This is a genomic window from Phormidium yuhuli AB48, from assembly GCF_023983615.1.
In the GTDB taxonomy this organism is placed as follows: Bacteria; Cyanobacteriota; Cyanobacteriia; order Cyanobacteriales; family Geitlerinemataceae; genus Sodalinema; species Sodalinema yuhuli.
Genome location: NZ_CP098611.1, coordinates 2082173 through 2103395 on the forward strand (window position 1 = coordinate 2082173; position 21223 = coordinate 2103395).

Genomic DNA, 21223 nt, shown 5'->3' on the forward strand with positions numbered 1-21223 from the left:
AGAAATATCCACTAAACTCTGCTAGATTTGTGTGTTAGGGTTCTACGAAAACCTATGAAATTTCATATTCAATCGGACAGCGACATTCCCGCCTCCAACCAACTCTTTAATCAAATTCGCTTTGCGATCGCCTCCCGTCAGTTTCCCCCCGGCCACCGACTCCCCAGCACCCGACAACTGGCGATGCAGACTGGCCTACACCGCAACACCATCAGTAAAGTCTACCGCCAACTCGAAGATATTGGCTTAGTCGAAGCGCAAGCCGGTTCCGGGATTTATGTTCGCGCTCAGGGCCATGAAGGCGGGGGAACCCATCTGAGTTCTCCCATCTGGGCCCAATATCCCGAGGCCCATGATGTCATCAAACGTAGTCTGGACGAACTCCTCAACAAAGGCTGTTCCCTCAACGAAGCGCGAGAGTTATTCCTAGGGGAAATCGACTGGCGCTTACGCTGTAGCGCCCGAGTTCTGGTGACGGCCCCCCTACAAGATATTGGCGTAGGTGAGTTGATGTCCCAAGAACTCGAACAAGCCCTGAAAATTCCCGTACAACTCGTTCCCATGGAAGAGTTGTCGGAAGTGCTCGACAAGGCCCATTCCGGAACCGTCGTCACCAGTCGCTATTTCATTGGTGAAGCCGAATCCGTCGCGGCCCCCAAAGCCGTGCGCGTGATTCCCATCGATATTTATGATTACGCCAAAGAAACCGAACTGGTGAAAGACTTAGCCAAAGATAGCTGTCTCGGCCTCGTCAGTATCAGTTCCGGACTATTACGAGCCGCTGAAGTGATTGTTCATAGTCTCCGTGGCGATGAATTATTGGTAATTACCACCGAGTTAGGCAATACCTATAAACTTAACGCCATGGTGCGCAGTGCGCGGACAATTATCTGCGATCGCGCCAGCCTGGACGCGGTCAAAACCGCCATCCAAGCCGCCCGAGAAGACCTCATTCGTCCGCCGCAAGTGACCTGCTTCGAGAACTACATCAGCAGTAAATCCATCGAGCTACTCAAACGAGAATTAGGCTTGGACTAGAGTTCATCAGGATTCACTCCCAGTTCTCGTAGTTTCGCGGCCAGCCGTTCCGCTCGTTGCTGTTCAGCCTCAGCTCGTTGCTGTTCAGTCTCAGCTCGTTGGCGTTCAGTCTCAGCTCGTTGGCGTTCGGCTTCAGCTCGTTGGCGTTCAGCTTCGGCTCGTTGCTGTTCCACCTCTCGGGGAAGCTGGACCAACTCCCCCTGCGGCGTATAGAACCGTAACCAAATGGCCCATTCCCGGTGAATGCGTCCTGACCAAAGTCCCAGCCAATGTTGGAGTTGAGAACACCAGAGCCAGCCATTCTCATTTGGCTCAAGTTCTTGATAATGACCATTATCAAGTCGCCAACCTCTCAGAGACTCAGGTTTAAACGGGTCATAGACAAAGTACTCTGGAGTCCGAAATATCTGCTCATAGAGGTCTCTCTTCTGAGTCAAGTCAACGCGGGCCGTACCGGGGGACATCAACTCAATAATAATGTTGGGATAGTGTCCCTCCTCCTCCCAGACCACCCAACCCTGACGCTCACGATCACCCGGAACATCCAAAACCACAAAACAGTCCGGGCCACGAAAATCCCGATTCATAGCCTGGTCACGGCTGTAATAGACGAACATATTACCGCCAACAAAGTAGTCCTCACGGTGGCTGAGGGTAACCTCCACCGAGTCAATCAGCAGATTCATGGCCAGGCGGTGACGATGGCTTTCCAACGGTTCTCCGTCATCAAAGACTAAATTGCTGGGAGGGGGAGGCGGCTGCCAGGGTTGACAGTCTTGCTCCGGCCTCAACACTTCCGAGGTACTGTCGAGTGACATAACCCATTTCGGTTAAGAGATTAACCCCAGAATAACAAATCCCTCCCAAACCCGAACCGATCTCCTCCCCTCCTCTCCCCTCCTCTGTGTCCTCTGTGACTCTGTGGTGTCCCCTATTGCCTCTTGCCTATTGCCTCCCCCCTATTCCCTGTTCCCTGTTCCCTGTTCCCTATTCCCCAACTGTCATACCCATCTGCCCCCGCAAGCCAAAACTTGCCAGAATAGGTCCAAGACTCCTTGAAAAGAGAACTTAGGACACCCTGACCTCATCTCCTGGTGAGTCTAAACTCAATGTCCCCTGTTGAATATCATGGAGTTATGTTCCAATGAGAACCATTATCCCATCTACCCCAAACCCCCCAGGTGAGCGTCAATCCTGGACTTTTATCTGTCTCACCATTGCCACGTTTACCGTCTTAACGCCCCTGCTGAGCCAACTCCAGCACCTGTCCAACTCTAACAAGTCTTCAGAATCGACCCTGATTGCCGGACGAGGAGAAGACTCTGATAAATGCGTCTGGCTCGGCATTTGTGACTAGGGCCCCCCTCAAATTTGGTCGGAATTGGGTGTATCTCCACAACCGCCTACCCAAGCCGCCATTATGATTGCATCTTTAGATGTGGCGACCGTGTATCGAGCTTGTAATCCCAGTCAAACTCTGGATATCACCCGTCGCCAAGACCGTCGTTATTATGTGAATTTATCCAAAACCCGAGGGGGCGATCTCCTCGGGGAACTCGATGCGACCATCCGTTTGTTTTGTCCTGAAGAACCCACCTGTCAGCTATTAGCGGGTCATATCGGCTGTGGCAAATCCACAGAACTGCGGCGACTCCAAGCTATCCTACAACACCATAACTTTGCCGTTGTTTATTTTGAATCCTCCCAGGACTTGGATATGACGGATTTGGATGTGGGGGATGTGCTGTTGGCGATCGCCCGTCAAGTTTATGATCGCTTTGGTCAGAACATCATCATTCAGCCCCAGGGGCAACTCTTTTCCCTGGTCAAAACCGCAAATAGTCTCGTCTGCACCGAAATTCCGCCCCTAGACGAAGGTGGCGATGGCGATCGCTTCCGAGTTCAACTCCAACAACTGAGTCAGCGAACCCATGGACGACCCGATTTGCGATCGCAACTGCGACATTATCTCGAACCTCGGATTCAGACCTTTCTCGATGCCTTTAATCAAGAACTCATCAACCCAGTGATCGAACACCTGCGTCAGCAAGGGAAAACCGGCCTGGTCATTTTAGTGGATAATCTCGATCGCCTAGAAAGCAGTCAAAAACCCTGGGGACGACCCCAACCCGAATATCTATTTGTCGATCGCGGCGATCGTCTCTGTAAACTTAACTGTCATGTGGTCTATACCATCCCCTCCAGTTTGCTATTTTCCCGTGACCTCAGCCGCCTGACCATCAGCCTCGGAGTTGACCCCAAGGTCTTACCCATGGTCTCCATTAAACACCGCCAGGGTCGTCTCTGGAAGCCCGGATTAAGCCGGTTACGGCAGCTTGTCCTAGCCCGGGCGTTTCCTGATGCCTCGCCCCAACAACGTCAGCAATGGTGCGATCGCCTCTTCGACCAGTCTCAAACCCTCAATCGTCTCTGTTATGCTAGTGGCGGACATCCCCGAAATTTGCTACGCTTATTTCACCGTCAAATCGAAAAAGAACGACAATTCCCCCTCTCTCATACCTCCCTTCAAGCTACCCTTCGCGAACGTCGAGACCAACTTTTACGAAGTATCAGCCACGACGAAAAAGAGCTGCTTAAGTTTGTTATAAAGCACAAAAAAATAAGTGGTGATGCTGACTATCATTCGTTAATCCGTAGTCTTCTAATCTTTGAATATCGGGACAGTAAAGGGTCATGGTTTGATGTTAATCCCTTGCTCAAAGCCTCAACATTCAAATAAAAAACCGCCAAACCATCCCCCCCAACCAGACCCATAGCCTTAATACGTCATTCCTAAACATCAAGAACCATGATGGGTTTTGCTTCTCCAACTGACCGTCCAGCCCTCGAAGTTCAGGACAATCAACTCGCTGAACTTCGGTTTTGCCTTGAAGCCGCCGAAGGACAGTTCAAACTGATGTTTGTCCGTTGTAACTATCAAACCCTGCGATCGCAACTCCTGCAACGGCTACAACAGACCACATCCCTAACCATCCAAGACATACAAATCCAGCCTAACGCCTGTAGCCTGTTTCACGCCCTCTATCCCTATCGCACCCCCCATCATCCCGCCGTTCTCTCCCTCAGTGGTTTAGAAGCCGTCAACGACCCCGATCGCCTCCTACAATCGGCCAACCCCGTGCGGGAGGAATTTCGCAAATACTTTCCCTGTCCCCTGCTGCTGTGGGTAAACGATCGCCTACTCACCCAACTCATCCGCCTAGTTCCCGACTTTGAAAGTTGGGGAACCACCTATCACTTCAGCCTCTCCCCCGAACAACTGTGTCAAGAACTCAACCGGCAGAGCGATCGCCTCGAACAGCGGCTTTTGCAAGGGGATAGCATCCAATGGCATCCCAACGCCACCCTCACCCAAGACCGCGATCGCGAAGAACTGCGCAGCGCCCTAGAAGCCCTGCAACAGCAACATCAACGACTCACCCCCGAATTAGCCGCTCACGTCCAAGTCCTCGTGGGGCGCAACGCCTATGAACGGCCCCGCATTCCCCTGGACACCGCCCGCCGCCACTTCCTCAACGCCCTCCACTATTGGCAAACCCAGCCCCAAGACCCCAGAAGCCTACAAAAACAGGCCCTAATTCATCTCCACCTCGGTCTAGTGGCCCTACGGGATCATGACAGCCGCCGTCTCGATCACCATAGCCATCCTCACGCCGAAGCGCCCCTAGACACCGCTCGTCAACATCTACAAACCTGCGCCGACCTTTTTGAGAATAACCATCAAGCCGAAGCCGTCGCCAAAGTTCTCCCCCTGCTAGGAGAAACCCTACACCGTCTGGGAGATTGGGCCAATCTCCGTCAACTGGCCCATCGGGCCATCCGCCTCCATAAAACCTATGGCGACCCCCTACACCTGGCCCTTGACTATGGCTTTCTGGCCAAAATTGCCTGTTTAGAAGCACGCTGGTATCGGGCCCAAACCTGGGCAGACCGGGCCCTACAACACTTGACCCAACTCAATATTGAGCGTCCCTTTCCTCCGCCCTTCCAACACCTAATTACCCAAGAAATTCGGCTGCTACTCGTCAGGGCCCAACAGCATCTCAATCGTCCCCACAGTGCCGAGGAGAACCTACGGACGGCCCTAGCCGATTTACCTCGGGCCCTGCAAGACTCCGCTCACCAAATTGACCCCCATTGCTATCTGCGATTACTCGATCGCCTCCGCAGTGGCTACACCCTACATCAACAACATCTAGCGGCCTTTGAAATCAAACAGCGGCAACGCTCCATCGAACAACAATATGGCTTCCGAGCCTTTATCGGGGCGGGTCAACTGAAGCCACAACGGCAACATTTCCCCTATAACCTCACCGACCGCCCCCCCGAGGCCGCCGCCAAACCCGGTCACGTCGCCCCAGAAATCCTGGCGTCTCCCCGCCAACAGGATATTGAGACGATTCGGGAACGGCTGGCCCGTCCGGAATTTAAACTGATTACCCTCTACGGGCCCTCGGGTGTTGGCAAAACCTCCCTCATTGATGCGGGACTGGTTCCAGCTTTGCAACAGGTGAGTATCGGCGTTCGCACCGCCGTCCCCATTGTCTTGCGAGTTTACGATGATTGGGGCGATCGCCTCGGGCAACATCTGGCCCAATCTCTCGATATCGCCCCGGCCAATTCTCAAACTCGTGTCCAGGACTATCTCCTCGGAGTCTTGGAACTGGCCAGTCGGCGTAATCAGTTTATGGTCTTGATTTTTGACCAGTTTGAAGAATTTTTCTTCGCCAATACCAAAACCGAGCAACGATTGCCCTTCTATAACTTCCTGCGAGCCTGCTTTGATATTTCCTATGTCAAAGTGCTGTTATCCCTGCGGGAAGACTATATGCACTGTCTGCTAGAGTGCGATCGCCACCTCAACCTCAGTGATTTAGACCATAATCTCCTCGATCAACGTCACCTCTACTACCTACGAAGCTTCTCCCCCGATGACACCCGGCATCTGATTCGCCACCTCAGCGAAACCCGCCCTCACCTTGACCTAGAACCAGCGCTCATCGATGCGATCGTCGAAGACTTAGCCCAAGAATCCGGTGATGTACGCCCCATTGAACTACAACTGATTGGCGCTCAGCTACAGCAGCAGCACATCACGGATCTCGACCAATACCGACAACTGGGCAAGAACCCCAAACAACAGTTAGTGGAGGACTTCCTCGAAGATGTCATCCAGGATTGTGGCCCTGAAAACGAAGCCGCCGCGCGTCATCTGCTCTATTGTTTGACCAACAAACAGGGACATCGTCCCATTAAGGCCTATTCCGAACTGGCCCAAGAGGCTGGACAAACTCCCCAGGCCTTGGATTTGATTTTAGACATCTGCGTTAAATCTGGCTTAGTGTCCCTGCTTCCAGAGGCTCCTGAACTTCGTTTTCAACTGGTGCATGATTACTTAGTCCCCTTTATTCGTCTTTCTCGGGAGCGGGCTGATGTACAAGCCAAAGTGGACTTACAGGAGACGAACCTACGGCTTAATGAAGAGAAAGCCATTCTCGAACAACTGACCGAAGCCCAGGAACGGCAACGACAAACCGATGCCCGGATGAAACGGATCTGGCTATTGGGAGCCATACTTTCCTTATTAGGAGCTGGGGTACTAGGGGTGGTCGCGAACCTAGCCATCCGGGCCCAAAAAACTGCCGCCATCGCCGAAATTAAAGCCCGTAACGCCGCTGCACGGGCTTATTTACCCTTGACCCCCCCCGACTCCTTTTCTGCCCTACTAGAGAGCCTACGAGCGGGGGAGCGATTCAAGGAACTGACCCCCCCGGAACCGGAATTGCTACGGGAAATTGTGCCGCAACTGCAACAGTCCCTGGAAGTGACCTTTGAACAAAATCGTCTGGACAGTCCCAGCAAGGGTATTCTTGACCTGAGCTTTAGTCCCGATGGTCAATTTTTAGCAACAGTGGGTCTAGAAAATACCCTTGACCTCTGGGCCAGTGATGGAACACAACTTCAGCGGATTGCGGCCCATGACCGAGCCGTGACCAGTTTAAGCATTCGTGGTGATGGCCAACAAATCTTGACCGGAAGTGACGATCGCACCGCCAAACTCTGGAGTCGTGACGGCACGTTATTACAGGTGATGCAAACCGGTGATGCTACGGTGACGAGGGTCGCCTTTGCCCCGGATGGAGAAACCTGGGCCATCGCTGATGCAGAGGGTCAGGTAAGCCTGTGGACTGGGAAGGACGGCCCAAAACAAACGATTTCCGCTCATGAGAGTTGGGTTTTGGGCTTGAGTTTCCACCCCGATGGCGATCGCCTAGCCACAGCCAGTCGGGATGGAACCGTGAAACTCTGGGAGCGTCAGACAGGAGTCCTACTTCAGACCCTCCCCCCTCAAAACAGTGGCATTACCAGTCTGGCCTTCACCCCCGATGGGGAAACCCTAGCCACCAGTGATGCTGATGGCAATGTTTGGTTACGGCGAGGGGACACCTATCAAGAGACTCACGTGCTAACGGCCGTCAGTGACAGTCGCATTCTCAATTTGGCGTTTAGTGCTGATGGGCAGTTGATCGCCACGACCACCGCTGAGGGAGTTATTTATCTTTGGAGTGCTGACGGTGAATTGCTACGGGAGTTACGGGGTCATCGCGATGCCGTTTGGGGGGCCAGCTTTAGCCCCGATGGCATACGCTTAGCCACGGCGAGTTCCGATACAACGGTGCGCCTATGGCAAATTCAGCGAGAGGTGGAAACGGTACTAGAGGCTCAACAGGGGGAGGTTTGGGCTGTGGACATCTCTCCCCGAGGGGATTTGTTAGCCTCGGCCCATGAGGGGGGAGCCGTACAACTCTGGACGTTAGAGGGTCAGCCCCATCAGCGGCTTCTGGGCCATGAGGATATGGTTCTTAATGTGAGTTTTAGTCCCGACGGTCGGTTTTTGGTTTCTACGGGAGCCGATGATACGGTGCGGTTATGGCGAGTGGGGGAACCGGAAGCAGTCCGGGTTTGGTCGCCGGGTCAGGGAGTGCGCACGGCGAGTTTTAGCCCCGATGGTCGCCGTCTGATGACGGCTGGGGATGATGGAACCCTCGTCCTTTGGCGGGTTGCCGATGGGGTGCGACAACGGACGATTCAGGCTCATGGGGAGGCGGTCAATAGTGTCGCTTGGCATCCCGATGGCAATCACGTCATATCTGCTAGCCGCGATCGCACCCTGCGACTGTGGACGATTCAGGGACAGCTTCAAGCTACGTTAGAAAGTGGTTCGGGGTCGACGGGGTCGGTGAATTGGGTCAGTTTTAGCCCAGAGGGGGATTGGATTGCCTCGGCCAGTTCCGATAATCGGGTACGTCTGTGGAACCGGGAGGGTGAGTTATTGCAAGTCCTAGACGGTCATACAGCTCGGGTGAATTGGGTCAGTTTTAGTCCTGAAGGGAGGCCCCGACAATTGGTTTCGGCGAGTGACGATCGCACGGTACGGCTTTGGCAGTGGGATGAAGATCGGCAGGAGTTCGTCAACACGGAGGTGTTTAAGGGTCATGGGGAGAGTGTATTGAGTGTGTTGCTCTCACCGGAGCAGGAGTTGCTGGCCTCCGCGAGTAAGGATGGTACGGTGCGTTTGTGGCTTCTGCCCAGTCTGGGGAATTTTGAGGCTTTATTTAAGCGAGGCTGTGCCTGGATTGACGACTATCTCAACCAAACTCGGTCTTTGGAGGCGGGAAAAGGGTTATTGTGTCATCCCGATTAGATCTTAGGGTCGGGAAAATCCCATGAGGGGTCTGACCCTGAGAGCTGCGATCGCGACTACCCTAAAAGGGTATGTTGTTTTGGGTTAGGCTCAGCCATATCAGGGAGCTATCGGATTAATCTATGAATCAAGTCAAATGGCGACGGGATCTCCAGGGTGCATTGACATTTTTAAAGACCTTTGCGGAATACCATGCTCCCAGAATCCGAGAGTATGAAGTTTGGCGTGACCGCTTTATCCACCATCGTCTCGGTGTGGGGGTTTGGTTGGTGGGGTTGGTCTATCTCTCGTTTCTAATTCTGGAACTGTGGAGTTTATACTTCGAACCTGAGGACTTTGACCCCATGTGGTTGACGACGCAACTGACCACGTTAATGGCGATGGGAGTCTGCGGCCTGCTGGTGCGATCGCCCTGGGGACAACGGCATAGTGGTCTGGTTTTCTTGTTTTTTTCGGGAACCGTGACCCTGATTCCCCAGGTTCAGCGGGCCATGGCCGGTCTCTTGGAACCCTCACTGCTGGTCTGGCCAGCCATGTTTCTCGGACAAGCTACCCTGATTCCTGTCTGTTGGCGTTTGCATGTTGTGGCCCAATTGCTCGCCTTGGGCAGTTATCTGGTATTAGACCAGGTGTTTCAGATTCCCTCCCAGATTCCCCTGGCCAACTTGAGTTACTTCGGCCTGTGGATGTATTTGGCTTGGATCTGTCTGATTTGCAATTTATGCGTTTATCTTTACGAACGGCTGCGGCGATCGGAGTTTACGGCCCGACAACAGTTAGAAGAGGCGTATCACCGCATTACTGAGGAACAGGAGCGGTCCGAGAGGCTGCTGCTAAATATCCTGCCTTATACCATTGCCAAGCGGTTGAAAGAACAGACGGAATATGTGGCGATCGCCGATAGTTTCAGTCATGCGGGGGTCTTATTTGCCGATATCGTCGGCTTTACGGCCCTATCAACTAAAGTGTCTCCCCCGGAACTGGTGCAACTGCTGAATGAGATTTTTTCCGAGTTCGATCGCCTGGCCGATCTTCATGGACTCGAAAAAATCAAAACCATCGGCGATGCCTATATGGTGGTTTCCGGCTTACCCGAGGCCCGAGACGATTATGCCGAGGCGATCGCCGATATGGCCTTAGATATGCGAGATGCCCTCATTCAATTCAATCAGGACCATCAACTCGAAGATTATCCCGTTTTCTCAATGCGAGTGGGGATTGCGATCGGCCCGGTGGTAGCTGGGGTCATCGGCCTGAAAAAGTTCATCTATGATCTCTGGGGAGACACCGTCAACCTCGCCAGTCGCATGGAATCCCACGGCCTACCCGATGCTATCCAGGTTACAGAAGATACCTATTTAGCCTTAAAACAGAAGTATCACCTAGAGTATCGCGGTGAAATTGAGATTAAAGGCAAAGGCAAAACCCCCACCTATCTCCTGCTTGATAAAGGTCCCAAACCCTCCTCCCACAAGCCATCCGACTGCCATTAGTCGCAAAATCGCCAAAAAAAAACGCCCAAGACCGAAATCTGGGCGTTGCCATCAGGGTGCATCTACTAAACACACTATAGCGGTGGGGGGTCTGACCCCGCAACCACTTTAACAAAACTTTACATAAAAAAGGCAGTAGGGGGAAGAAAGGCAAGAGGCAGTAGGCAACAGGCAATAGGGGGAAGAAAGGCAAAAGGCAGTAGGCAACAGGCAATAGGGGGAAGAAAGGCAGGGGATTCCTCTCCATCGGAGAGGTTAGGGGTGGCTTGACTTCAGCGCACGCCCTCCCTACTGCCTCTTGCCTCTTGCCTCTTGCCTCTTGCCTCTTGCCTCTTGCCTCTTGCCTCTTGCCTCTTGCCTCTTGCCTCTTGCCTCTTGCCTATTGCCTATTGCCTTATTTCCCCTTGCCCCCTACAACGGACGATAAACCCGATAATTGATGCTCGGGAAGATGTTATCAATCGCTTCAACCTTCTCAATCCAGCCGGAATCAATCTTACCGATTTGGACATCATCATAGATTTTGTGGAAGCGCATCAGATGGGAGCGGGTGCGGCGAACCGCATAGGGGACCATCGTTCCAGTACGCATGATGAAGGCCCAGTCAGAGGATTGCGCCAGGAGTAGTTCTCGGGCGGCTTGGTTGAGGGCCCGCCATTCCAACTCATCCGCCGGTTCCCGCTTACTCAGTTCAATCATCCGTTCCGTGGCCTTGTGTAAGTGGGGATACACCCAGGCATTGGTATCATTGAGCCAGTATTCATGGAAGCCCCGGAAGCCCCAACTAGACTGAGACGGTTTACAGACTTGTTGGCTGGGTTCCATGCGTAGGTAATCCGCCAAGTGGGTCATATCATAGGTATTCTGGTCATACCAAGACTTGCGGAAGAGATAGTCAATAAACCAGGGCCCCTCATACCACCAGTGACCAAATAACTCGGCATCATAGGGAGAGACCACCATGGGGGGACGGCCCATAATGCCATGGAGGTGGGACACTTGGCGTTCCCGGTTGAACATGAAGTTTGAGGCGTGTTCCGCCGCTTTTTCTCGGGCCCAATAGGGGTCATAGAGGGCTTTCTGACTTAAATCTAGCCCCCGTCCCGTGATTTTGTGGTATTTGATGCCCGTGTTTTTTCGTTGACCGTTGGGCATGATGTAAGGCTTGATGTACTCATACTCTGCCTCCCAGCCCAAGTCCTTATAGAATTCCCGATATTCCGGTGCGCCAGGATAGCCCACTTCTGAGGACCAGACTTGTTGTGACGATTCATGATCTCGGCCAAACACCGCCACCCCAGTCTCTGTAAAGATGGGGGCATAGGTGCCAAAGCGGGGTCGGGGGCGAGCGTAGAGAATTCCGTGACCATCGGTGAGGAAATAGCGCAGGCCCGCATCAGCAATCATGCGCTCCAAGCCTTCAAAATAGGCACATTCAGGTAGCCAAATTCCGCTGGGAGGACGGCCAAAATTTTCCTCGTAATGTTCAGTGGCCACCTTTAACTGGGCCCAAACTGCCTGAGGATACATCTTCATCAAGGGCAAATAGCCATGAGTGGCGCCACAGGTGATGATTTCCAGGTTATTGCTATCGAGGAATTGCTTAAAGGCCAGTACTAGGTCACCCTGGTATTTTTCCCAGATTTTGCGAGTTTCGGCGAATTCGGTGGCGTAATGCTCCGCCAGATAGCGCAGATGACCATTATGCTCGTTATGGACGATTTCCTTCTCCACGAGGTCTTGGAGTAAGGCCAGGTGAGCATCGTAACGCTCTTGCAAGAGAGGATCTCGCAGCATGGACACCAGAGGAGGCGTCATGCTCATGGTCATCTTAAAATCGATGCCATCTTGCTTGAGACCTTCAAATACCCGCAGCAGGGGGATATAGGTTTCGGTGATGGCTTCATAGAGCCATTCTTCCTCTAGGACGTAGTCACTCTCAGGGTGTCTGACGAAGGGAAGATGAGCATGGAGAACCAGAGAAACGTAGCCAGTAACCATAGGATTTATCGTGGGAGATAGGTGGTGAACAGCAAAACAACCCGGGGCGATAACAGAAACCTATCAGGAGGGCGATCGCTCCTGTGAGGTAATTCCTATCATCATAGTTGACGAGTCGACCTTGTAAAACTAGCTATTAACTGAGTTCTCATCGTCGATGCAGGGGTAGAGAGGATATGATTAAATCAACATGGCAGTGAGAGCAGGGTTTGCTTCCCATCTGCGCCCCTTCCGAGCTATTCTGCCTCTGACCATCCTCTGTGCTGTCCACTCCGCGTTTGATCGCAACCTCTATGAGCGCAAATCCTGGTAAGTTACTCAAACAAGCGAAACAGGGCGATCCCAAGGCGATCGCCGCCCTGATGAATCGCTCAACCCAAGCGAAAGGGATTTCTGTGAAAGCGTCCCTCAAGAATCGCTGTTTACAAGTGCTACTCGAAGGCGATGTCGTGCCTCATCAGGGCAAAACCGTTGAGTTTGTCCGAGATGGCATGGCGAAGCTGCAAGTGCCAGAGGTGGATCGGGTTAAAGTCTATGGCCGTCAGGTGGGCCAAGAAACTCCGGTTTGGCAAGATGAGATTGTTTTAGCCAATGCTAACCCCTTTGACGAGGAGGATGATGCCCCTGATTTGGCAATGGACGACTACGAGGATCGTTCCGCCATTTCCGATACAGATTTCCCAAATCCTCCCCTGGGGGCAGACTCCTTTCTCAAGGATGACTTAGATGAACGGTTTGATGAGGAAATGGGGGGTCACTATGAGGATGACCTCTATCAAGACGATTATGAGGAGGCCTCAGAAGATGACGAGGGGGGAGATTATGAAGATGAGGAAGAGGCGGCGGCTGAGAAGAAGAAACCCGGGGTGACCCTGGCAGCAGTCCTCGCGGTTTTAGTCTTACTGGTTCTCGGGGGTGGCTATTATGTTTATACCAATCGCCCGGAACTTCTCGAAGCACTACCTTTCTTTGAGCGAGATGCTGAGGGAAATTTGGAGTTTATCTCTCCTTTAGACGATACCGAGGCGGAGACGGAGATGGAGTCCGGGGAAACGGCACCTGATGAGGCTGACGGGGATGCCCCCGTTGATCCCTTTGCTTTGGGAGTTGGAGCCGCGATTGAAGCTTCGGAAAGAACCCAGGTGGCTCAGTCGGCTGAGGAATGGCAGGAAATTGCTGAACTCTGGCAAACGGCGATCGCCCAAATGGAGGCTGTCCCCGAGGACCATCCTCAATATGAGGTTGCACAAGATCGGGCCGAGTCCTATCAAGCCAATTTACAATACGCCCAACAACAGGCCCAATAAATACACCCATCGCCTCAATCGCGGTGGCGGGCGCGGCGGCGGGTTTTGGTGAAATGCGGCTATCCCTTGGCCGTCGTTTCTCTCACTCACCTATTGGATAGGAGCATCAGACAGATGACACGGAAACCCTCAAATTCGAGCTGGCTGGATTCTCTGGAGGGGGTCTCCCTCATCGGAGCCGTATTGGGAACGGTGGCCGGGTTGGCCTTTCAACAGTTAATCTATGCCTCGGCCCCTCTGGCCCTAGCACTGATCATGAATTTTGTCAATCGTCAACGCCATGAGGAAGAACTCGAACGCAGTTTGGGCAATCGCGTAGTGGAGACACGCTTGGAGGTTGAACGTCAGTTTGAGGATGAGTTGTCCCGAGTGCGGGAGGAGACTCAGGTTGAGCCCCAAGAGTCACTGACCACCACAGCTAATGAGGATTTATTGGCGGTTCAAGAACAACTTCAACAATTACAGGTGCAAAGCCAACAGCCGATGCTAGCGGTGGCCGAGCTTCAGCAACAAATTAGTAGTTTATCGACTCAGGTCGTGAAAGCCTTGGGGAATTTGGAAAACCTAGGGGCTGATGTGGCCAGTGGAATGCTTCAAGGGGTAGTCACCCCCGCGAGTTCCCAGGAGAACGGGGACTCATCTGAGTTAGCGGCATCGGATGTGGCCTCAGCGGATGAGTTCTGGGAACGCTATCAACAAGGGGTACGCCAGTTTACCCGACTCCAGTTGCCCGGGGTGGATTTAAGTCAGCAACGGCAGTATCTCAATGGTGTGGACTTCAGCGAAGGGAATTTCAACGGGGCGAACTTGAGTGGACTCAACTTAGGGGATGCAACCTTTAACCAGGCCAATTTAACCGGGGCCCAGTTGGATTACGGCAATTTGAGTCGATCGCAGCTACAACAGGCCGATCTACGGGGAGCCAATCTGCGGGGGGCCAATCTACGCCGAGCTAACCTGCGCGGCGCGAATCTCGAAGATGCTGATCTTTCCTATGCCGATGTGACAGATGCCAACTTTGAGGGCGCTAATCTCAAAGGGGTTAGATTTTTCCGAAGTCGTGGTCATCAACAGGTGCTTGAACGTCAGTTTGTTGAGGCCAGTTAAGAGGTTTCCCTTTAGAAAAACTCTGGATAATAGTCCGTTAACCTAGGTCTGATACCGTGATTCTGACCGAGTCTGAGATAACCGAATCTCCCCTGGTAGAGCGGGTTACAGTTGCCTGTTGCCCCAACGACTAGCGGGGAACCGAAAGTCGGTTATTCTAAGGGCTTCATTGATAAAAGGTGTGAGAGTAAAAGACGTGACTCATTCAACAAGTTTTCTGTTCCGGCTGTCCCCGGCTCTTTTGGCAATGCTATTACTGGGTTGGGGGCCGGAGGTGGCAGCAAGGGAGACCCAGTCTCTAGGTCAGGATGGAGCGCCCATGACCCCAACCCTGACGAAAGGATTAGAGGATGAGGCGATCGCCCCTGAGACTCCCCGCATCTCCCAAGGGTTAACGGTGAGTGATGGGTGGTTACAGAACCGCAATTCATCCTTAGACCAAGTTACCTCAGTGTCCCAACTCTCGGATGTACAGCCGACGGACTGGGCGTTTCAGGCCTTACAGTCCTTGGTAGAACGCTATGGTTGTATTGCGGGATATCCTGATGGAACCTTCCGGGGTAACAACTTCATGACCCGTTTTGAGTTTGCGGCGGGTCTCAATGCTTGTTTAGACCAGATTGTGGCGATTATTGGCGGTGGGGAGGGGGTTGACCCCAGTGATTTGGCCACCATTCGCCGCTTGCAAGAAGAATTTGCAGCGGAATTAGCAACCCTGCGGGGTCGGGTGGATGGCTTAGAGGCCCGAACCGCTGAACTGGAAGCCAATCAGTTCTCCACGACGACGAAACTGAGTGGGGAAGCCATTTTTGCTATCTCAGATACGTTTGGCGATGCGATCGGGGCTGGGGAGGATTTAACTCAAACTCAGTTTGCCTACCGGATGCGGCTGAATTTTGATGCCAGTTTCACGGGCCGCGATCGCCTGCGGGTACGCTTGCAAGACCGTAACATCAATGACTTCCGGGGAGGCCTCACCGGGACCAACATGACTCGTCTGGGGTTTGCTGGGAACACAGGTGGGGTTGTAGTGGATGATTTCTATTATCGCTTCCCCCTAGGGGATAACTTCCGGGGCTATATCGGCGGCAAATTCGATGCTGATGATGTTGCCAATCTGTTCTCCCCTCAAGCCAGTAGTGGTGGCGGTGCAATTTCTCGTTTTGGACGCTATAACCCCCTGTTTCGTCTCGCCTCGGGTGCTGGTGCTGCCGTTCAAGGCCGCTTTGGTGATTTTGGCTTAGATGTGGGATATTTGGCGGGCAATGCCAACGACCCTGAACGGGGTAACGGCCTCTTCAATGGTGAACATGGGGCCTTTGCGAATCTCACCTATGCTCTGAGCAACACGATTGATCTCGGAGTGTCCTATCACCGCAACTATTTCCCCGGTGGTGAAGTCAGTCTCGCCGGTGGGACGGGTAGTGGACGCGCAGGTAATCCCTTCGCTGCTGATGTGGCGGCGTCGTCGGATTCTCTCGGCGGCCAGTTCCGACTGGGATTGGGGGCAATTGATTTGTCCGGTTGGATTGGCTTCACATGGGCCCAGGCTCAAAGTAACGGTAGTGGCTTCGAGGAAGGGGATAAGGCGAATGTTATCAACTATGCTCTGGCCTTGACGGCACCGGACTTGGGAGGTGCTGGTAATTTGGCCGGGCTAGTGGTTGGGGTTCCCCCTCAAGCTACTCGTATCCAACGCTCAGACCCAGCTCTGCTCGGTCAGGAGGATACGGATACCTCCTTGCATATCGAGGCATTCTATCGCTACCGCCTCAATGACAATATCGCTATTACCCCCGGGTTTTTCGTGATTACGAACCCGGAACACAATAGCAACAATAATGCTCAGTGGGTGGGTACCCTGCGGACGACCTTTAGTTTCTAGGGGTCTCTCAAGGGCGATCGCCCACTCCGGTTAGGCGGGACTGTCTCCCGCCTTTTTGGTTGCCCCTCTTTAATACAAAATATAGTCATTACTATGACGTGCTGTCATAGGTAGAGCCGCCATAGGGGGAGTACTATGATGAGAGAGGCTTGATTCTATTGACAATGGTTATACCCCATGCTACGGGCTGAGACCTATCTAGTGCCTTGAGCTTGGGTGACCTTAAAACGTTAAAACCTTTACCCGGAAAGAATTTTGGCAGTTCAGTCTTCTCTAAAAGAGATACCTCTCGCGAATGGATAGTTTAAGACCGGAAGCAATTTTGAGAAATTAGTTGACAGTAGTTACCATCTAGCTGATAATTGCTGTTGCAACATCTTTTCAATAAGAATTGCAGAATACCGATCGCCTTTACAAGACGAGCCTCATCAATAATAATGAGAATCGTTATCTAATCTAAGCTCATCTCCAGTGGTGGAGATAAGGGGGGGTTGGATTCGGTGTGAGTGTCGTGAACGAGGAACCTAAAAATCGTGTCTAATTTGTGGTGGAAAGCCCTAGCAGGAAGTAGCAGCGTCCTAAGTTTCCTAGTCCTGTCCAACGTGGCCCAGGGTCAGGAACTCTCAGTTGATGAGTTGAGTCAACCGGTGTCGTCCAGGTCTCTCGACCAAGTGACCTCCGTCTCCCAACTCTCAGATGTACAGCCGACGGACTGGGCATTTCAGGCCTTACAGTCCTTGGTGGAGCGCTATGGCTGTATTGCGGGATATCCCGATGGAACCTTCCGGGGTAACAACTTCATGACCCGTTTTGAGTTTGCGGCGGGTCTCAATGCTTGTTTAGACCAGATTGTGGCGATTATTGGCGGTGGGGAGGGGGTTGACCCCAGTGATTTGGCCACCATTCGCCGCTTACAGGAAGAATTTGCGGCGGAGTTAGCGACTCTGCGGGGTCGGGTAGATGGTTTAGAGGCCCGCACGGCTGAACTGGAAGCCAATCAGTTCTCCACAACAACGAAACTGAATGGGGAAGCCATTTTCGCTCTTTCGGATACCTTTGGTGCAGCCGTGGGAGACTCTAGCGGTGACCCCACTCAAACTCAGTTTGGCTATCGAGTCCGACTGAACTTTGACGCCAGTTTTAGCGGCCGCGATCGCCTGCGCGTCCGTTTGCAAGACCGTAACTTGGTCAACTTTGGCACGGGGAACACGGGAACGAATATGACTCGCCTCGGCTTTGCCGGCACCACTAACGGCGTTGAGTTGGCCCGTCTGGAGTATCGTTTTCCCATCACGGATAATATTCGCGGCTATCTCTCGGGAGCCGGTATGAGTGCCGAAAATATTTCTAACGCACTCTCGCCCCAAGTTAGCGGCGGTTTTGGAGCCATCTCTCGCTTTGGTCGCTATAACCCCGTTTTCCGGTTGAGCGGCGGCGCCGGGGTCGGTTTAAACGCGAGGTTCGGAGATTTTGGTTTAGATTTGGGATATCTGGCTGGAAATGCCAATGACCCAACCGCTGGGAATGGCTTGTTCAATGGTGAGCAAGGGGCCTTTGCCAACCTAACTTTCTCTCCCTCGAACGACTTCAGCCTCGGGGTGTTTTATGACCGTCATCACTTCCCTGGAGGACAGGTGAATCTGTCGGGAAGCACCGGGAGCCGTCAGGCCACGAATCCCTTTGGGAGTGATGTGGCTGTGGGCTCTGATACCCTAGGGAGTCAGTTCCGGTTAGGACTTGGGGCGATTGATTTATCCGGTTGGATTGGCTTTACCTGGGCTAATGCTCAGAATAATGGTAATGGCTTCCGTTCAGGCGATCGCGCTGAGGTCATTAACTATGCCCTTTCCCTAACCGCCCCAGATTTAGGGGGACCCGGTAATCTGGCTGGTTTGATTGTGGGGGTTCCCCCGCAAGCGACCCGAGTTCAACGCTCAGACCCGGCTTTACTGGGACGAGAGGATACGGACACCTCTCTACATATTGAGGCCTTCTATCGCTATCGCCTCAACGACAACATTGCTATTACTCCTGGGTTCTTCGTGATTACGAACCCAGAACATAACAGCAACAATGATGCTCAATGGGTCGGCACGATTCGGACGACGTTTAGTTTTTAAATCTTGATAGTTAGGGCAGCTAAAGCTGTTGTAACTATCACCTTTCTCTCAACACCTAGCAGGCGGGCTTAAGGGCCCGCCTTTCGTCTTTGGAGAGTTCTACCAAACCCGAATGACACTGGAGATTTCAGCGACGGCAGAGAGTTTGGAGATGCTATCTAGGGCGGCGCGGAAATCCCCTTCACGGACATGATGGGTCACTAAGACAATTTCGGCTAACTTATCACTTAAGCCAATCTGAACGATAGATTCTAAGCTCACGTCATGATTGCCAAAACAGGTTCCGAGTTGACCAATGACCCCGGATGAATCTTGAGTTTTGACCCGGACATAGAAACGTGTTACCGAGTCTTCCATGGGGGCGATCGCACAGAAGTGTTGATGGGTGCAACTCAGGAGAGGATGGGGGATTGGCTCGGTTTCAGTTTTGAGGATGGCGGCGATATTGAGGATATCGGAGACCACCGCACTGGCGGTGGCCCCGGCCCCGGCCCCGGGACCAAAGAACATCACTTGTCCGAGGGGGTCTCCTTCGACCAAGATGGCATTAAAGACTCCATCGACGCTGGCCAGGGGATGGGATTTGGGGAGTAGGGTGGGATGGACTTTCAGGGAGAGTTTTTGAGGGGTTCCATCGCTGCTGTTTTCGGGGATGTCTTCTTGGGCGATCGCCAACAGTTTGATGGTAAAGCCAAGTTTTTCGGCGTAGTCGATTTCAGTGGAACTGATGTGACGAATCCCCTCACAATGGACATCCTCTAGACGAATGCGGCCGCCAAAGGCCAGGGAAGCTAGAATCGCAATTTTATCCGCAGCATCTAAGCCATCCACATCGGCGGTGGGGTCGGCTTCAGCATAGCCAAGCCGTTGCGCATCAGCGAGGACGTCTGCAAAGTCGGCTCCCTCGGTCTTCATGCGGGTGAGGATATAGTTGGTGGTTCCGTTGACAATTCCCGTAACTCGTTTGATGCGGTTCACCCCTAAGGCTTGTTTGAGGGGTTGAATGACGGGAATCCCACCACCGACAGCCGCTTCGAGCATTACATATACGCCCTTTTCGTTGGCGGCGTCAAAAATCTCATCCCCATGACGGGAAATGACGGCTTTGTTGGCGGTGACGATATGTTTTCCATGGGCGATCGCCTTGAGAATCAGCGATCGCGCCGGCTCCACCCCGCCTATGAGTTCGACGATAATATCCAGGTCAGGATGACTCACGATGGCGTCTAAGTCTGTGGTGAAGAGGGAATGGGGTACGTCCACCGCTCGGGGTTTGTCGAGCGATCGCACCCCCACCTGAGCAATCTCCAACTCTGTGAGCAAGGGATGACGGCCTGAGGGGTCTGATAAAATCTGCGCCGTTCCAGTGCCAACTGTACCTAATCCGAGGATACCGACTTTATATGTCACAACTTACGATTCGTTTTGACGACGGGGGCGAACTCTCAAACTCCCTAATACTCAGGGTTCGAGTCCCTTAAAACTCTACCACAAAAACCCTCGGGCTTTGCCGGTTCAGTGTGAGAATGAGTCTCAACTGCTGTTAGATGAATAGCAACGGACCCCAACGGGCGATCCCATGACCTGACCGGACAAAGCCTGCCCCCTGTGTCAAAATGTCAATGGGTCTGTCCAGGGGTCTGGATACAATGCCAGAATCAATGCCAGAATCAACGCCAGAATCAACGCCAGAATCAACAAACGCGCGTCCTGTGACTTGTCCTATCGCCAAATCCTGTTGCCAAGTGTTGGGAGTCTCTAATACCGTGAAGCTCTTATTGAACGCCCCAGTAATCTCTCGTCGTCTCTCGACGATTGTGATGATGGCCGCCGTCTGGGGTCTGGCAGAGCCAAGCTGGGGCCGTCCTCAGCCTCAGGGCGATCGTTACTGGGTTCAACAGTTCCCTGATCTCAATCTTTCCCGTCCTCTGTTACGGGTTGGCAGTCGTGGTTCTGAGGTTCGGGAATTACAGGCAATTCTCCAACTGATGGGATTTTATCGCGGTCCAGTGAATGGGGAATATGGGGAACAGACCGCTAGAGCTGTCTCAGCCTTCCAGGAAGCCGCCGGAATTGATGTAGATGGCGTTGTTGGAGCCCAGACCTGGAATCGGCTGTTCCCGCCCCTGCCAGTCGGGGGAGTCGCAACGCCTGTGTATGAACCGGCTAACCGAACTCCGGACTGGGGGGTGGTCAGTTCTAATCAACAACTCCCCAATCCAGAAACGGGTGAGGGAATGGTGTCGGCATCTTCTCTGGCCACTCCCGAAAGTCGGAATTTACCTCTGTTGTCTCGGGGTGCTGAGGGGTCGGCGGTGGTGGAACTGCAACTGCTGTTACAGGATTTGGGTTTCTATAATGGTGAGATTGATGGTCTCTATCAAGGGGCTACCATTACGGCTGTGGAACGGTTCCAGTCTCGCTCGGGATTGGTGGTTGATGGGGTGGTGGGACCGATGACGTGGAATGCGTTGTTGGGGTATTGAGGGGGGAGGCAAGAGGCAAGAGGCAAGAGGCAAGAGGCAAGAGGCAAGAGGCAAGAGGCA

At 53.0% G+C, this 21223-nt stretch carries 12 protein-coding genes and 1 pseudogene; 10 read left to right on the forward strand and 3 right to left on the reverse strand.

Annotated elements, in window-relative coordinates; genetic code table 11:
• The first annotated feature begins 54 nt into the window (after positions 1-54).
• Positions 55-1038 carry a GntR family transcriptional regulator gene (locus NEA10_RS08985; protein ID WP_159788503.1) on the forward strand — a complete coding sequence of 328 codons (984 nt, stop codon included), beginning with the start codon at positions 55-57 and terminating at the stop codon, positions 1036-1038.
• Here NEA10_RS08985 and NEA10_RS08990 read toward each other — a convergent pair.
• Complete coding sequence (locus NEA10_RS08990) at positions 1035-1856, reverse strand: Uma2 family endonuclease (RefSeq protein ID WP_252665006.1); 822 nt, start codon at positions 1854-1856, stop codon at positions 1035-1037. The genes NEA10_RS08985 and NEA10_RS08990 overlap by 4 nt on opposite strands.
• 326 nt (positions 1857-2182) lie before the next feature.
• On the opposite strand from NEA10_RS08990, the gene NEA10_RS08995 reads away from it, so the two are divergent.
• From NEA10_RS08995 to NEA10_RS21100, 4 genes and pseudogenes are all read left to right on the forward strand, one after another.
• Positions 2183-2395, forward strand: a complete 213-nt coding sequence (locus NEA10_RS08995) for a hypothetical protein (RefSeq protein ID WP_252665007.1) — start codon at positions 2183-2185, stop codon at positions 2393-2395.
• 63 nt (positions 2396-2458) lie between these two features.
• Complete coding sequence (locus NEA10_RS09000; RefSeq protein WP_252665008.1) at positions 2459-3778, forward strand: AAA family ATPase; 1320 nt, start codon at positions 2459-2461, stop codon at positions 3776-3778.
• 69 nt (positions 3779-3847) lie between these two features.
• Positions 3848-8764 (forward strand): WD40 domain-containing protein, encoded by a 4917-nt coding sequence (locus tag NEA10_RS09005; protein WP_252665009.1) that lies wholly within the window; start codon positions 3848-3850, stop codon positions 8762-8764.
• Between the two features lie 731 nt (positions 8765-9495).
• Positions 9496-10257: pseudogene (locus NEA10_RS21100) on the forward strand (adenylate/guanylate cyclase domain-containing protein); the annotation flags it as partial.
• A 411-nt stretch (positions 10258-10668) separates the two neighbouring features.
• On the opposite strand, the gene NEA10_RS09015 reads toward NEA10_RS21100, so the two are convergent.
• A complete protein-coding gene (locus NEA10_RS09015) occupies positions 10669-12258 on the reverse strand; it encodes a glycoside hydrolase family 57 protein (RefSeq protein WP_252665011.1) in 1590 nt (529 codons plus the stop codon).
• A gap of 293 nt (positions 12259-12551) precedes the next feature.
• Between NEA10_RS09015 and NEA10_RS09020 the strand changes: the two genes are divergently transcribed.
• The 4 genes from NEA10_RS09020 (at position 12552) to NEA10_RS09035 (ending at position 18677) form a co-directional block, all read left to right on the forward strand.
• On the forward strand, positions 12552-13565 hold the full coding sequence (locus NEA10_RS09020) for a hypothetical protein (protein WP_252665012.1): 1014 nt from the start codon (positions 12552-12554) through the stop codon (positions 13563-13565).
• A 114-nt stretch (positions 13566-13679) separates the two neighbouring features.
• A complete protein-coding gene (locus NEA10_RS09025) occupies positions 13680-14672 on the forward strand; it encodes a pentapeptide repeat-containing protein (RefSeq protein WP_252665013.1) in 993 nt (330 codons plus the stop codon).
• Between the two features lie 196 nt (positions 14673-14868).
• Positions 14869-16557, forward strand: a complete 1689-nt coding sequence (locus NEA10_RS09030) for an iron uptake porin (protein ID WP_252665014.1) — start codon at positions 14869-14871, stop codon at positions 16555-16557.
• 533 nt (positions 16558-17090) lie between these two features.
• On the forward strand, positions 17091-18677 hold the full coding sequence (locus NEA10_RS09035) for an iron uptake porin (RefSeq protein WP_252665015.1): 1587 nt from the start codon (positions 17091-17093) through the stop codon (positions 18675-18677).
• A gap of 99 nt (positions 18678-18776) precedes the next feature.
• On the opposite strand, the gene NEA10_RS09040 is transcribed toward NEA10_RS09035, so the two are convergent.
• Positions 18777-20087 (reverse strand): homoserine dehydrogenase, encoded by a 1311-nt coding sequence (locus NEA10_RS09040; protein ID WP_252665016.1) that lies wholly within the window; start codon positions 20085-20087, stop codon positions 18777-18779.
• Between the two features lie 356 nt (positions 20088-20443).
• On the opposite strand from NEA10_RS09040, the gene NEA10_RS09045 reads away from it, so the two are divergent.
• Complete coding sequence (locus NEA10_RS09045) at positions 20444-21163, forward strand: peptidoglycan-binding domain-containing protein (RefSeq protein WP_252665017.1); 720 nt, start codon at positions 20444-20446, stop codon at positions 21161-21163.
• Positions 21164-21223 lie beyond the last annotated feature (60 nt).